A 14,508-nucleotide genomic window follows, 5' to 3' on the forward strand; every position below is an offset into this window, starting at 1 on the left:
ATGGCCGCACGCATTCTGGCCATCGACGACAATCCGGATAATCTGGAACTGATGCGTTACCTGTTGGAAGCGTTCGGCTATTCGGCGCTGACCGCATGCGATGGAGGCAGCGGTGTTGCGCTGGCAGAGCGCGAGCGTCCGGATCTGATTCTGTGCGACGTGCAGTTGCCAGACATAGATGGCTACGAAGTCGTGCGGCGCATCCATGGTCATCCGGAGCTTTCCGGCCTGGTCATCGTCGCGGTCACTGCGTTGGCGATGGTAGGCGACCGGGCCAAGGTCTTGGCTGCGGGTTTCAACGGGTATTTGTCCAAGCCCATAGACCCGACCACATTCATTCATCAGATCGAGGTTTATCTGCAGCCGCAGCTGCGCAGCGCGGCGAAGAGGCTGCAGAGCGCGACTCAAGCGGCACCGACCGGGACCGATACCAACGGCCGCACTATCCTCGCGGTCGACAATCTGCCGGCCAACCTCGAACTGATCGAAGGCCTGTTCGGAGGGCTCGGCTATCGGATAGTAACGGCCGGCAACGCGGGTCAAGCCCTGGAGTTGGCGCGGAGTTCGCAACCGGACCTGATCCTTTCCGATGTCTGCATGCCGCATGGCAACGGCTACGATTTGATCGATGCGGTCAAGGCCGATCCGCAACTCCGCCAGATACCGTTCGTGTTCATTTCCTCGACCTTCACCAATGAGGAGGCTCGTAGCAAGGGAATTGCGCACGGCGCCAACAAATACCTATTCCGGCCGATAGAGCCGCAACGATTGCTTGAAGAAGTGGAAGCGTGCTTTAGCGAGGGCCGTTGAGCGTGGCCACGATCCTGATCGTCGACGATCGCGAGGAAAACCGCGATTTCCTGATCGTGCTCTTGGGTTACAAGGGACATCGGCTGCTGGCCGCGCGGAACGGAGCTGAGGCGTTGTCCCTGATTCACGCGGACCGACCGGATCTGGTGATCGCCGACATCCTGATGCCGATCATGGACGGCTACGAACTGGTGCGCCGACTGCGCGCCGAGCCGGCGATCGCGCAGACGGCGGTGATGTTCTACACCGCCCACTTCCACGGCGCCGAAGCGGAGGAGTTGGCCCAGGCCTGCGGCGTGCAGAGCATTCTTCCCAAGCCGTGCGCGCCCGAATTGATCCTGCAAGCGGTCGAGAAGGTGCTGGCCGACGCCGCCATGCCGTTGCCGGGTTCGGCGAATGAATTCGGCGAGCGTCATTTGCGCCTGATCACCGACAAACTCTCCGAAACCGTCGACACGCTGCGGCTGACCAACGCCCGCTTAGCCGCGCTGATCGATATCGATCTTCAACTGGCTTCCGAGCGCGACCCCAAGCGTCTGCTCGAGACCGTGTGCCACGCCGCCCGCGAACTGATCGGCGCTACGTATGCGGTGCTCGCCATCGGCAAGCGCGACGACAATGGCGAGGCGGAGTTCGTGGCTGCAAGCGGCATGCAGTCGGGAACGACAGATAGGCTCGGCCTGCCGCTGCTCGGGCGAGGGGTGGTCGGAAGCGCCAACCTCCAGCGCAAGTCGGTTCGTCTGCGCAACCCTGGAGGCGACCCGGTCGCGCTCGGGTTGCCAGCCATGCACCCGCCTGCGCATAACGTGCTGGTCGCTCCCATCGTGTCGTTGATCCATGTATATGGTTGGATCTGTCTCAGCGGCAAACTCGGCGCGGACGAGTTCAGCGCAGAAGACGAACGCCTGCTCGAGATCCTGTCTGCGCAAGCTGGCCGGATCTACGAGAACGGAAGCCTGTACCTGGAAATAAAACAGCACGCCGATCAACTGCAGATCGAAGTCGGCGAACGCGAGCGCGCGGCGGAGGAACTTAGCGAGAGCGAACTTCGATTCCGGCAACTCGCGGAGAACATCGACGAGGCCTTTTTCCTGGTCGATCCACGCAGCGGGCAGTTCTTGTACATCAGTCCCGCTTTCCAGGCGATCTACGGAAGAACTTGCGCCAGTGTCCACGCCGCTCCCCGGTCGTGGCTGGATCTGGTCCATCCGGACGATCGCTGGCAAGCCATGACCATCTTCAGGCCCGCCAACGCCAGAAGTCCGTTCGATCACGAGTACCGCATCGTGCGTCCGGATGGGGCGGTGCGATGGATCCGTGTGCGCAGCTTTCCGATTCCCAGCGCCGTCCACCGTATCTATCGCATAGCCGGCGTCGCTGCCGATATCACCGAAGTCCGCAACCAGCAGGAAAAGATCAAGCGCCTGACCAGGATCAAGGAAGTCAGGAGCGGAATCAATTCGGCCATCGTGCGCATACGCGACCGCAATGAACTGCTGGAAGAGGTTTGCCGCGTCGCGGTCGATGTGGGCTTGTTCAAACTGGCCTGGATCGGATCCATCGATCCGGAAACGCTGGAGGGCAGGGTGGTGGCTTGGAGCGGAGGCATGGAAGCCTATATCGATCATGTCCGCCTGAGCGCGGCGCCGGGCTCCCCTTATCAGGATCGGCCTGCGAGCCGCGCGGCCCGCTCCCTACAGCCAATCATCTGCAATGACCTGCGGCTCGATCCGGCAGTCGCTTCGGCAAAGGCAGAGCTGATCGAGCACGGCCATCTTGCCATGGCGGCTTTTCCGCTGACCGTGCGTGAGCGCGTCCATGTGCTGACTCTGTTCGCCGCGGACGCCGGATTCTTCGACCGCGAGGAGATCGAACTGCTGCTGGAATTGGTGGGCGACATCGCGTTCGGCCTGGAAAATATCGCCAAGGAAGAGGAGCTCGATTACCTCTCCCATTACGATGCGTTGACTGGATTGCCCAACCGGATGCTGTTCAACGAATCGCTGAGGCGGACCGTCGGTCAAGCCGCTGAGCATCGCTGGAGGGTATCGGTTCTGCTTGTGGACCTGGACCGGTTCAAGACCATCAACGACACCCTGGGCCACGCGCTAGGCGACGAACTGCTGCGCCAGATCAGCCAGCGCCTGACGGGCTGGCTGGATATCCGGGAAACCGTTTGGCGGCTGGGGGGCGACGAATTCGCATTGGTGCTGGTCGATGCCGAAGGCGAAAAGGCTTCCGGCATGGCTGTCGCCGACAGCATTCGTGGCGCTCTGCGCAAGCCGTTCCTGCTCGGCGAGCACGAAATCACCATCACCGCCAGTATAGGCATAGCGGTATTTCCCACCGACTCCAAAGATCCCGATACGCTGCTCAAGTACGCCGACACCGCGATGTACAAGGCCAAGGAAGCAGGGCAGGACACGTTCCGGTTCTATCGCGCCGAGATGAATGCGTTGGCCCTGGAGCAATTGGAACTGGACAGTGCATTGCGCAAAGCGCTGTCCCAGGGCGAGTTCGAGCTGTATTACCAACCGAAGGTACGCACCGATAGTGGGAAGTGGAGCGGTGTGGAAGCGTTGCTGAGATGGAACCGGCCCGAACACGGGCTGGTACTGCCGTCGATCTTTATTCCCATTGTCGACGGCACACGGTTGGCGGTGCCGGTCAGCGCCTGGGTTATCGACACGGCCTGCCGCCAGATCAGCCGATGGTGCCGGTCCGGGATCGGGCCGCTTCACGTAGCGGTGAACGTCTCCGGAAAATCGTTCGTGTTGGAAGGCCTGCCGGACCTGATCGCTTCCTCGCTGCGCGCGCACGATGTCGATCCGTCGTTGCTGGAGATCGAGATTACCGAAAGTTCTTTGATGATGCCGACGGACGAAACCGATGCGGTGCTCGGCAAACTGAAGGCGCTGGGTATCGGCATTTCGATGGACGATTTCGGCACGGGCTATTCCAACCTGGCTTATCTCAAGCGCTTTCCCATCGACACGTTGAAGATCGACATGGGTTTCATCCGCGACATCGCCGTGAAGCCGGATGCGGCCGCCATCGTCGTCGCCGTCATCGACATGGCCCAGAGTCTGAAGTTGAAGGTGGTAGCCGAAGGCGTGGAGACCCGCGCCCAGTACGAAATTCTGCGCGCCAGCGGCTGCGACGAGATTCAGGGGTATTTCATTTCCAGACCGTTGCCGACTGCCGAGCTCGAAGCGCTGTACCGGAGGACGCAAATATCAGGTGCAGATGCCTGAGGGCTTACGATCTGGTTATTTACATAATATGCATTATGCGAAATAGAAGGTGGAGGCGGCTGGCTATGGCGGCTGCTGGGCTTGTGGCTGAAAAGCCGGCGCTTCGGACTAATTCAAGGCACATCCAGGAAGCAATCGCGAGAACTACGGGCTGATCCAACCCTGGTGTCTGATTTGCTTTGGGGCGTTTTCGAGCCGGCCTGTCGTCTCAGAATTTGTTCGTAGGCGCTGTAATCCGTAGTGCCGTGTTCGCGGCCCCGTCTAGGCTATCTGCCTGCGTGGTCGTTGCCACCGTGCGCGGCGATGAACATGGCGACGGCCGACCGGCAATAGGATTCGATCTCGTTGTCGTCCTCTGCTCTCGCCTCATCGAAGCGCGCGATAATCAGCAGATCGGATCCTTTGATAAGCGCGGCAAACAAGCGGGCGGACCGGAGAGGATCGGGCACGTTCAGAACCGCCTTCGTGTGTAATTGACGCAACAGGGCCTCGATTTGGGCGATGACATAGGCGGGGCCGGCTTCGTAATGGAGCTTGCTTAACGACTTTTGATTCGTCTTGTCGGCCATGATCATGGCTTCGACACTGCGGACGTCCGGGCTCAACAACGTGCGAAGCAGGAATGTTCCCACCGCCATGAGCTGATCTTCGGCCGAACCGTCGACGCCTTCAATAAGAGCCTGTGGTGCAAACTGATGGCAGTGGGCCGCGATGGCCGCGCTGAACAGCGCCTCCTTGTTCTCGAAGTGCCGATAGATGCTGAGCTTGGATATCTTCGCCCGCTGGGCGACCTTGTCCAAGGTCGTCGCTTGAAAACCCAATTCCACAAAGAGTTCGCACGCGGCGTCGACTATCGTTTGGCCAAGCGCCTCGTTGGCGGGCCGGCCGCGCCGACCCTGGCTGTTTTCGGTCACGATAATTCCAGTACTTGACAGTATTCAAATTCTTAAATTACGATACCATTTAGTATCTGAAATGTGCAAGCCAATGGGTAGGTTTCAACCGTCCTCCTATCTCGTCGATGCCGAAGCCCTGCTCGCTGCCCGTCTCGAGCGCGTATCGCTGGACACTATTTCGCGCCAGGCCCACCAACCACAACACGGAACCCATCACTATGGATGACGTCATCATCATCGGCGGCAGCTTTGCCGGTCTCGCCGGCGCCCTGCAGCTCGGGCGCGCCCGCCGCAAGGTCACCGTTCTCGATACCGGCCTGCCGCGCAATCGCTTCGCCGACCACTCGCATGGCCTGCTCGGCCACGATCACAAGCCACCGCTGGATATCCTGGCCGAGGCGCGGCAGCAGCTGGCGCGCTATCCCACGATCAAGCTGGTCAGTGCCCGGGCCGAGAGCGTCTCCGGCGCCATCGACGATTTCTCCGTCCTCACTGGCGATGGCGAAAGCCTCAGGGCGCGCCGCCTGATCCTGAGCTATGGCGTCGCCGACCAGATGCCTGATCTTCCGGGCTTTGTCGAAGGCTGGGGTTCGAGCATCGTGCCCTGCCCCTACTGCGACGGCTTTGAAGTCGCCGGCCGGCATTGGGGCCTCATCTGGTCCGGCCCGCCGTCGCACAACTATGTCAGGCTGTACCACGACTGGACCGACACGTTAACGGTCTTCGCCAATGGTCACGACATTCCACCCGATATTCGGGCCGATCTGGCGCGCCGCAATATACCTGTCGTCGATGGCCGTATCACCGAAATCGACCATTACGAGAGCCATAACGCCACCGTCAAGCTCGATACTGCCCCCAATGTCGCAGTCGACATCTTGTTCGCGCATCCGCGCAACAAGCCATCCGCAAGCCTGCATGAATCACTGGGACTCGCCACGGTCGATACGCCCCTCGGCATCGCCCTCAAGGTCGACGAGCGCCGCGAAACCAGCGCACCCGGCATCTACGCCGCCGGCGATCTTGCAAACCCAGCCATGGCCTCGGTCACCACCGCAATATCGCAGGGCGCGACGGCGGGTATCTCGGCCCAGCAGTCGATGCTGGTTTGAGAGCACAGATTGGAGGATGAGCATGGCCGTCGAACCGGACAGCGCGGGTGTGCGCTTCCCTCCGCCCTTCCTCTATCTGGGAGCGCTGCTGTTGGGGATGGCGGCGGAGCGGTTCGTCACCCTCCGCTCTTTCGGCATCGACTGGTGGTTGCTGGTCGCGACGGGCGCGCTGCTGTTCGTTGCCGGCGCGGCGATGATGCTTGCGGCGGCGGGGCTGTTCCGGCGGCTGGGCACCAACGTTCCGCCGTCGCAGCCAACGACTCTCATCGCAACGACCGGTCCCTATCGGTGGACCCGCAATCCCATGTATCTCGGCATGGCGCTTGTCTATGCCGGCCTTGCGATCGGGTTCGACGGGCCGATCGCCTTCGCCTTGCTCCCGCTGGTGCTGATCGCGATCCAGACGCAGGTGATCGCCCGCGAGGAGCGCTATCTCGAAGCGAAGTTCGGCGACGACTACCGCCGCTACAAGGCCGAAGTTCGCCGATGGCTCTGACTACTCCGCCGCTGCCGCCTGCGGGGCCGCGAAACCAGCATGCGGCGCACATGTCCAAGACCAGAGACACCGAAGCCAGCATCAGCATTTCTCGTCCGACCACTCTTGAAAGAGCCTGGCACACATGAAGTTCGAACACGTCACCTTCGACCTGCCACACGGCACCTTTCACGCGTTGCAGGGTGGTGATCCCGATGGCCAACCGACAATCGTCTTGCACGGCTTCCCGGATCATCCGCCGACCGCGAAGCCCTTCCTTGCCGAGCTCGGCCGCCGTGGACGTCACGTCGTCGCACCCTGGCTTCGCGGTTACGCGCCGTCCCCGACTGCGGGGCCGTTTGACTTCGCAGCCCTCACCAGCGACGTGCTCGCGCTGATCGACCGCTGGTCTCCGGGGCGACCCGTGGAGTTGATTGGCCACGACTGGGGCGCCCTGATCACCTACGATACTTGCGTCACCGCGCCGGAGCGGATCGAACGCGCGGTCGCGCTCGCAATCCCTCATCCGCTCACGTTCCTGAGTCGGCTGACGAGCCCCGCTCAGCTACGCCGGAGCGCGTACATGGGGCTCTTTCAACTGCCGGGAAGCGGCTGGATCGCCACCGCCCGCGATCTCGCCTTCATCGACCGCCTCTGGCGTCAGTGGTCGCCCGGCTTCTCGCTCGATCCTGCTCTCAAGGCGGAGCTACACGAGCACCTGCGGGCGAGCATGCCCGCGCCTCTAAAGTACTACCGGGCGATGATGCGACCCGGCATGCTTTGGGCGTCGCGCCGCATGTCTCGGCCGATCACGGTGCCCATGTTGCAGCTTCATGGCGCCAACGACGGCTGCATCCTCCCCCCACAGGTCGACGACCGGCATCGGTTCGCCGCCCGGCACGCGATGGAGGTCGTCCCCGACGTCGGTCACTTCCTGCACATCGAGGCCCCCGAGGCGATCGCGGAACGGATTGCGGCATGGGCCGAGGGCGATGCCCCGCTTGCGCAAGCCTGATACACCATTTCATCAAGGCGATGGAGGCGTTCTTCCCCAGTTAGAACCAGATACGGAAGCCCGCGATCACGCGGGTGTCGTCGGTGTCTTCGCCCTCGGCTCGCCGGAGATCCCCGGTGCGGCCGAAAGCCCGCTCAAGGACGATGCCGACGTAAGGTGCGAACTGCCTGGTTACCTCGTAGCGCAGGCGCAGACCGGCTTCTGCGCTGCTCAATCCCGAACCGATGCCTCGGCGCTCGTCGTTGCGTCCGTAGAAATCCACTTCGACCATCGGTTGCAGAATCAACCGATTGGTCAGCAACATTTCGTATTCGATCTCAAGCCGTGCCGCAGTCTGTCCCGATTGCCCGATGTAGCCCGTGGCTTGAACCTCGAACATGTAAGGAGCTAGTCCCATCACACCAATCGCCGCAAAATCCTGCGATCCCCCGGGATTGAAGTCGTGTCGAATGCCGGCCACTACGTCCCACCAACGGGCGACACTGCGGCCGTACAGAACTTCCAAGTCGGCGCTCTCGGTCCGTCCGTCGACCCGCTCTCCCTCGCTGCGTAGCCAGAGCCGGTTGAGATCGGTTCCCAGCCACCCCTGCATAGCCCAAGCGGTCCCTGCGCCTGGATCGGCATCCCAACCCTCCAGGCGATCCAGCAGTACATGGTGCTGGATGCTGTTGTCGTGCGCGGGATGACCGCCCGATGGCGGTGCCGCGGCGGCACGATCGGCATCGGTTACGGCAGGTATGGGTGTGCGCGGTTGGGTGGGTGCAGGAGATTCCGCGCCGTGGTCCATTGCCGAGTGATCCATCGGCACAGGAGGCGCCGACGACGTCGGCATGTCATGGCCCATGGCAGCGTGGTCGACCTGCTGCGCAGAAGCGGCCTCCCCCTTCGGCGCCGACGTCGTCATGCCGCCATGACCTGCGTGGGGATCGGTCGAGGCAGATGGAGTGGCAGGTTTCTCTTCTGTCGCTTCGACCTTGGGCAAAGACGGTTCCGGCTGTTCCGATGATGCCGGCATTTGCATTGTGGAATGGTCCATCTCCTGGGCCATGAGTTGACCCGTCCCCAGCGACAAGCCGATTACCAGGCACAGCGAGTTAATTTTCGGCAGGCGATTCGATGCTTTCATGTCGATCACTCCTCCACCCGCACGGTCCGCATCATTCCGGCTTCCATGTGGTACAGCAGGTGGCAGTGATAAGCCCAGCTCCCCAGCGCGTCCGCACGCACCCGATAACTGCGCTTGCTGCCCGGCGGCATATCGATGGTGTGCTTGCGCACGAGAAAGTTGCCTTGCTCGTCCTCCAGGTCGCTCCACATGCCGTGCAGATGGATCGGGTGCGTCATCATCGTGTCGTTGACCAGCACGATGCGCAGACGCTCGCCATAGTTCAGACGCAACGGTTCCACCTCTGAAAACTTCTGGCCGTTGAATCCCCAGGCGAATTTCTCCATGTGCCCGGTCAGATGCAGTTCGATATCGCGTCCTGGATCTCGCCCATCGGGATCCTCGAATGTGCTTTTGAGCATGGAGTAGCTGAGCACCTTGCGACCGTTGTCGCGCAGCCCGATGCCCGGGTCGTCCAGCTTGGGAACAGGCGCCATCGTCTGCATGTCGACCAGGGGATTGCCGGTTTCGCTCTGCGGATGTGTCTGCGTGCCGCCAGCGCCATGATCCATGCCCGCCATCGTTCCTCCCGACATCGCAGCCATATCGTGCCCGCTGTGTTCGGCACTGGATGGCGCAGGCGTCATCGCGGACATGTCATGGCCCATGTTGGCGCCGCAACCGCCTTCCATGCCTTTCATTGAACCCATTGTTCCCATGTCGTGACCGCCGCCCATTCCGCCATGACCCATATCGGCCATGGTCAGAAGCGGCCGGGGATCGATCGCCGGGATCGTGGCTCGCAAACCCTCTCGCACGGCCAGCGTGCCGCTGACGTAGCCGGTGCGCCCCATGTCCTGGGCGAAGATCGTGAAAGCATCTTGTCCGGAGGGTTCGACGATCACGTCGAAGGTTTCGGCTACGGCAATGCGGAATTCATCCACGGTGACCGGATGCACGTATTGGCCATCGGCGGCGACCACGGTCATTTTCAAACCGGGAATGCGCACATCGAAGTAGGTCATGGCCGAGCCGTTGATGAAGCGCAGGCGCACTTTCTCTCCGGAACGGAAGAGCCCTGTCCAGTTCCCCAACGCAGTGGTGCCGTTCATCAGATACGTGTAGGTATGAGCATCGACGTCCGACAGGTCGGTCGGCGTCATGCGCATCTGGCCCCACATCTTTCGGTCACTGACCGTAGCGGCGAGTCCGTTGCGCTGCACATCTTCTATAAAGTCACCTGCCGTACGCTTGTTGTAGTTGTCGTAGCTGGACATCTTCTTCAAACGCGAGAACAGCGCGGCTGGATCCAGGTCTGTCCAGTCGGTCAGCATCACCACGTAATCGCGGTCGAAGGCGAAGGGCTCCGGTTCGATGGGATCGATCACCAAAGGACCGTAAAGGCCGACCTGTTCCTGGAAGGAAGAGTGGCTGTGATACCAGTAGGTCCCGCCCTGCTGCACCGTAAAGCGGTAAGGATAGGTTTCGCCGCGGTGGATGCCGGAGAAGCTCAATCCCGGTACACCGTCCATGTTGGCCGGCAGCAGGATGCCGTGCCAGTGAATCGAGGTCTCGTGGCCGTGGATGGAGCCCGCCGGCAATGCGTTGGACACGCGCAAGTTGACGGTCGTGCCTTCGCGCCAGCGTAGCAAGGGGGCCGGGATCGATCCGTTGACGGTGATCGCTGGCCGGGTGCGTCCGGTGAAGTTCATCGGTGTTTCACCGATCACCAGATCGAACTCGGTACCGGAAAGGACATTGTTGTTGCCAGCGCCTTTGAGCGCCCAGCTGTTCTTGGGCCACAAGCCCAGCGCCGCGGCCACGCCGCCAGCGGCCAGCCCTTGAACAAACCGGCGACGGGACGGCGTGCGAAGCCCGCCAAGACCAATAAGATCGGACGACATAAAAACTCCATCAAACAGGATCCGCGCATGCGGAATCGAACAACAGCTACTCGCGGGTTATCCACGCGAGGCGCAAGTCAGGACAGGCGCCAAGAGCGCCTAAGGGGTGCTTAACCGATGGGAGGTCGGTTCAGGTGCGGAAGCGCAGGCGACGGGTGTCCCAGCAATAGTAGGCGGACGCTCTGGCTATGGTCGGCGAGCAGAGTAGTGACGAACACGGACGCCAGCGGCGCTTGGGCAGCTTGGACGCAGACACAATTGCAACTGGACGACTTGCAGCAGTCGGGAGTCGGATGCTTCGATTTGGCCGGGTCGGGATCGGCCATGACCGGAGAAGTTTCGGCGGCAACGCCGCTCGCCTGCTGATGACAGGGCATGTCGGCAGCCGAGGCCATGGGCGACTCGACCGGCGGAACCTCAGCCCTATGCGCATCGCCGTGCGACATCTGCATGCGCACGGCCGCCGCAGCCCCTGTGGCGCCGTTCAGCACCAAGGCGAGGCCAAGTAGTACCCGTAGGAGTATTGCCCAGACTGACATGCCGCAACTTTAACCCCGAACACCGGCGTTTGGAATAAGAAATCGTGAACTCCGAACGACCTCCATGGTTCTACTGATTGCGCGTCAGGCGCCTATTGAGGTGTCCTGCCCGGCTCTGGCGTTTTCGATCGCTCACCGCTATCGGCGGGATAAAGCGCCATCGTGGGGCGTACCCCCTACTCTACCCTTCGATGCAACGTTGCCAGCCTGCCGTAGTGGCGACTTGTTCCCAGCCGTTAGGAAGCTTGCGCATGGCGCTTCCGCCAATACAGGCGTAGCCGAGTTCCTTGGCTGCCGGTGTTCCCATCGTCGGCAACCGAATAACCGATTGCGACGGCGTGGGACGCCCCTGTCTGCGCGCTTCGTTCTGCAACAGCGAGGTTTCCATGCCCTGACAGAATCCGATCATGCCCGGATGCGGATGCGCTCGATACTTCTCGCAGTCTAGCGGCGTAGTGTCTTTAGACGCGGAGTTGTACGGGGCGGCTTTTACCCGCGCCGGTGGCGACGACGCCTTGGGCTTGGACGCCAACAATTGAGCGAACGCAGGAAATGCGCAACAAACCAGTGCTAGCGTAAAGAATCTACGGATCATGGCGCCCCTCCCGCACGAAGAATACACCAGCATCGGCACGCGAATTGCCCCGTCGCAGGCGTACGACTACGGTTTCCGCCCGGCGTGCTTGCATCGCGCGAGCGGCCCGGCGAACATGCGTTCCGGTCAAGGGGACTCCGCATGGAATTGTTGACGCTGCAGCATTTCGCTCCTTACGTAAACGAAACGTTCGCCGCCACCATGAACGACAGCGAGGTGCCGTTCGTGTTGGTCGAGGCGCGTGCGCTGCAGGCAAGTCCGCCGCCAGGCACGACGCGTCCGCCATTCTCGTTGCTGTTCCGCAACGGTTCGTCGTTCCTGTTTCCGCAGCAGCTGTACCTCATGCGTCACGACGGGATCGGCGAGGTCGGGATTTTCCTGGTGCCGATCGCCCGCGAACGCGAGGGCTTTCTCTACCAGGCCATCTTCAATTGAACCGGTTCGGCTGAATTTACTCAACCAGCCCGGTTGGCCAGCGCATGCGCCGATGGCTGCCCAAGTCCTCGACCGCGCCGAAGCCGACGCGCTCGTAGAGGCGTTGCGCACGGGAGTTATCGATCTGGACATGCAACTGCACGCCGCGCCCCCGCTCGGCGGCGTCGCGCTGCGTCTGCACGATCAGCGCGCCGGCGATGCCCTGGTTGCGCGCGGCCGGATCGATGCTGATGTCGATGATCAGATAGTCGGGCTCACCGCGATACAGGTAATAACGGCCAAGCGATAGGTCGCCGTTTTCGATGATCAGAAAGTCCGCTTGGTCGTAGTGGCTTAGGTAGTGCAAGTGCTGCAGTGCGAACTGGCTATCCAGAAAGTCGCGTTTGGCCGCCTCCGGCCAAGGGACCCGCGCGAGTTCGTCGGCACGCGTGGTCGCATAGAGCACGCGCAGCCAAGGCAAGTCGTCGTCGCGTGCGGGTCGCAGCGAGATCCCGCGCGCGCGCAGCAACCCCGGGGTCGCCAAGCGGCCGTCGCAGCCGGGCGGAAACGGCGGACGCGACGGCACGGGAACAGCGGACATGCGGGCTCTCAGCCGAAGCTGGGAAACACGCCGCTGAGCGCGATGCAGAAATTCACCGCCAGATAGGGTTGCCGGTTTTCGTGCGGCTGGCCACCGCCGCTGACGCCGCACATGCCCGGAGCGAACTGCGCGTTCGCCTGTCCGCCGGCGACGAACGGCGCGCTCATGCTAGGCACGGCCAATGAATTGCCGGGACTGGGCGAGCTTGCGCGTTTGCTCGTGTCGTTCTGGTTGTAGACGGTGAACGGATGCGAATGCATCGGCATTTGGCCCTGAGTCAGGGTCACGCTGTTCTCGCCGAAAGTCTCACCGATGACGCGCTGGCTCAGGCCAGCTCCCGTGCCCTGGTTGCAGCCTGCGCGGCCGGTGAAGTTGGGCAACTGGAAATTGGTCGTTCCATTGCCGCCGTATTGGGTGCCTAACAACGAGAACAGCGCAGTGTTCTGCTGAATCGACAGCGTCGCGCCATTGCAGAAAGCCCATTGGCGGGGCGGGAAGTTGAAACCGAAAAGCTGGATTTCGCCTATGAAGGGTTCGGTCATGGAGAGGTCCTCGGAACTGGTGAACGTGCGGGCTCGCGCGCGGTGAGCGGCGCGAATCGAAAGTCAGCTCTGTGACGGGAAAATTCCGGCCCAGGCGATGCAGTACTGCACCGTCAGCGTCGGCATGAGGTTGTCATGCGGCTGGTTGCCGCCGGCCACAGTGGTCGATGCCGGGGAGGTAGCGAAGCCGGTGGCGCCGGTGACGTCGGTGGCGTACATGGTGTCACCGGACAACGCGCCCAGTTCGACCGTGTTGCCGATCGCCGTGGCGTTCGCCGCTGCCGTGGTCGCACTCATCACATGGTTGTGCGAGGGCATCTGGTTCGTGGTCAGGGCGACCGTCTCGCTGCCGCCGAGCTCGCCGATGGTGCGCGGACTCAGGCCGGGGCCGTTGCCCCAGTGCATCGGCACGCGTCCGCTAAGGTTAGGCACGGCGAACGTGGTCTGGCCGTCGCCGCCATAAGTCGTGCCGATCAGAGTGAACAGGACGTCGTATTCCGCGATCGACTGCAGCGAGCCATCGCAGGGAAACCAGCCATTGGGAACGCGGGAAAAACCAAACAGACGGATCTCTCCGACATACGGGGTGCTCATAGGGAACTCCGTGTAGTGAGTAGGTGTGGCGGCCCGTCAATTGCGCGACGGGAAGATTCCGCTCAGCGCGATGCAGTAGTTGATCACGTCGAAGGGCTGCATGTTCGGATGCGGCTGGGTGCCGCCCGCCGGCGCGATGCTCTGCGGCGACAACGGCACCTGGGTACCATTGGCAGGCGCGTAAAGCGCTGCGGTGTTGGTTCCGTAAAGCGCATCGGTCGGGTTGCGCTGGCTGCCGTTGGCGGTGGTCCCGTTGCACTGATGGTTGTGCATGGGCAACTGCGAGGTCAGCACGGTCACGTTCTCGACCCCGCCCGTTTCGCCCAGCTGATAAGCAGTGGGTTGCCACCCAGGATCGGCGGACGTGCCGAAAGCGACCGGCGTGCGGCCCTGCAGGTTGGGCAGCGCGAATGTGGTTTGGCCATTGCCGCCGTAAGCCGTTCCCAATAGCGAGAACAGCGCCTGGTTCTGACTGATCGCCATGAGCTGTCCGTTGCAGAGGGCGAAGCCCCTCGGCGCAAAGGCGAAGCCCGTGAGCATGATCTGCCCCAAGAATACTTCGGTCATTTTTGTTCCCCAAGTAATGGTGGCACCGCACGTTGATGTGAGATGCGGTAGCTACTGTCGCTCACCGCATGCGTGCGGTACAAGT

15 protein-coding genes are annotated in these 14,508 nt (G+C 62.1%); 6 read left to right on the plus strand and 9 right to left on the minus strand.

The window, feature by feature from the left end; all coding sequences use genetic code 11:
- Both J2W94_RS04865 and J2W94_RS04870 read left to right on the plus strand, forming a co-directional pair.
- Positions 1–810, plus strand: a complete 810-nt coding sequence (locus J2W94_RS04865) for a response regulator (RefSeq protein WP_310090658.1) — start codon at positions 1–3, stop codon at positions 808–810.
- A 2-nt stretch (positions 811–812) separates the two neighbouring features.
- Entirely contained in the window at positions 813–4,064 is a 3,252-nt protein-coding gene (locus tag J2W94_RS04870) for an EAL domain-containing protein (protein WP_310090660.1), read from the plus strand.
- 266 nt (positions 4,065–4,330) lie between these two features.
- Here J2W94_RS04870 and J2W94_RS04875 read toward each other — a convergent pair whose 3' ends face one another.
- On the minus strand, positions 4,331–4,978 hold the full coding sequence (locus J2W94_RS04875) for a TetR/AcrR family transcriptional regulator (RefSeq protein WP_310090661.1): 648 nt from the start codon (positions 4,976–4,978) through the stop codon (positions 4,331–4,333).
- 200 nt (positions 4,979–5,178) lie between these two features.
- Between J2W94_RS04875 and J2W94_RS04880 the strand changes: the two genes are divergently transcribed.
- The 3 genes from J2W94_RS04880 to J2W94_RS04890 all read left to right on the plus strand — a co-directional run bounded on the left by J2W94_RS04880 (position 5,179) and on the right by J2W94_RS04890 (position 7,562).
- Positions 5,179–6,072 carry an NAD(P)/FAD-dependent oxidoreductase gene (locus J2W94_RS04880; protein WP_310090663.1) on the plus strand — a complete coding sequence of 298 codons (894 nt, stop codon included), beginning with the start codon at positions 5,179–5,181 and terminating at the stop codon, positions 6,070–6,072.
- Between the two features lie 22 nt (positions 6,073–6,094).
- A complete protein-coding gene (locus J2W94_RS04885; protein ID WP_310090666.1) occupies positions 6,095–6,568 on the plus strand; it encodes a methyltransferase family protein in 474 nt (157 codons plus the stop codon).
- A gap of 124 nt (positions 6,569–6,692) precedes the next feature.
- Positions 6,693–7,562, plus strand: a complete 870-nt coding sequence (locus J2W94_RS04890) for an alpha/beta fold hydrolase (protein ID WP_310090668.1) — start codon at positions 6,693–6,695, stop codon at positions 7,560–7,562.
- 40 nt (positions 7,563–7,602) lie between these two features.
- Here the strand turns inward: J2W94_RS04890 and J2W94_RS04895 are convergent, their stop codons facing one another.
- The 4 genes from J2W94_RS04895 to J2W94_RS04905 all read right to left on the minus strand — a co-directional run bounded on the left by J2W94_RS04895 (position 7,603) and on the right by J2W94_RS04905 (position 11,705).
- Positions 7,603–8,688 (minus strand): copper resistance protein B, encoded by a 1,086-nt coding sequence (locus tag J2W94_RS04895; RefSeq protein ID WP_310090671.1) that lies wholly within the window; start codon positions 8,686–8,688, stop codon positions 7,603–7,605.
- Between the two features lie 5 nt (positions 8,689–8,693).
- Positions 8,694–10,571, minus strand: coding sequence for a copper resistance system multicopper oxidase (locus tag J2W94_RS04900; RefSeq protein WP_310090673.1), 1,878 nt, complete (start codon positions 10,569–10,571; stop codon positions 8,694–8,696).
- Positions 10,572–10,681: 110 nt separating this feature from the next.
- Entirely contained in the window at positions 10,682–11,110 is a 429-nt protein-coding gene (locus tag J2W94_RS18140) for a CopL family metal-binding regulatory protein (protein ID WP_430540541.1), read from the minus strand.
- Positions 11,111–11,291: 181 nt separating this feature from the next.
- Positions 11,292–11,705, minus strand: coding sequence for a hypothetical protein (locus J2W94_RS04905; protein WP_310090676.1), 414 nt, complete (start codon positions 11,703–11,705; stop codon positions 11,292–11,294).
- Between the two features lie 141 nt (positions 11,706–11,846).
- On the opposite strand from J2W94_RS04905, the gene J2W94_RS04910 reads away from it, so the two are divergent.
- Positions 11,847–12,140, plus strand: coding sequence for a DUF6916 family protein (locus tag J2W94_RS04910; RefSeq protein WP_310090678.1), 294 nt, complete (start codon positions 11,847–11,849; stop codon positions 12,138–12,140).
- 16 nt (positions 12,141–12,156) lie between these two features.
- Here the strand turns inward: J2W94_RS04910 and J2W94_RS04915 are convergent, their stop codons facing one another.
- From J2W94_RS04915 to J2W94_RS04930, 4 genes are all read right to left on the minus strand, one after another.
- Complete coding sequence (locus J2W94_RS04915; RefSeq protein WP_310090681.1) at positions 12,157–12,720, minus strand: GNAT family N-acetyltransferase; 564 nt, start codon at positions 12,718–12,720, stop codon at positions 12,157–12,159.
- A gap of 8 nt (positions 12,721–12,728) precedes the next feature.
- Entirely contained in the window at positions 12,729–13,262 is a 534-nt protein-coding gene (locus J2W94_RS04920; protein WP_310090683.1) for a phage tail protein, read from the minus strand.
- A 63-nt stretch (positions 13,263–13,325) separates the two neighbouring features.
- On the minus strand, positions 13,326–13,856 hold the full coding sequence (locus J2W94_RS04925) for a phage tail protein (RefSeq protein ID WP_310090685.1): 531 nt from the start codon (positions 13,854–13,856) through the stop codon (positions 13,326–13,328).
- A gap of 36 nt (positions 13,857–13,892) precedes the next feature.
- Positions 13,893–14,423 carry a phage tail protein gene (locus tag J2W94_RS04930; protein WP_310090688.1) on the minus strand — a complete coding sequence of 177 codons (531 nt, stop codon included), beginning with the start codon at positions 14,421–14,423 and terminating at the stop codon, positions 13,893–13,895.
- Between the last annotated feature and the right edge of the window lie 85 nt (positions 14,424–14,508).

Source organism: Pseudoxanthomonas sacheonensis (assembly GCF_031455975.1).
Taxonomy (GTDB): domain Bacteria; phylum Pseudomonadota; class Gammaproteobacteria; order Xanthomonadales; family Xanthomonadaceae; genus Pseudoxanthomonas_A; species Pseudoxanthomonas_A sacheonensis_A.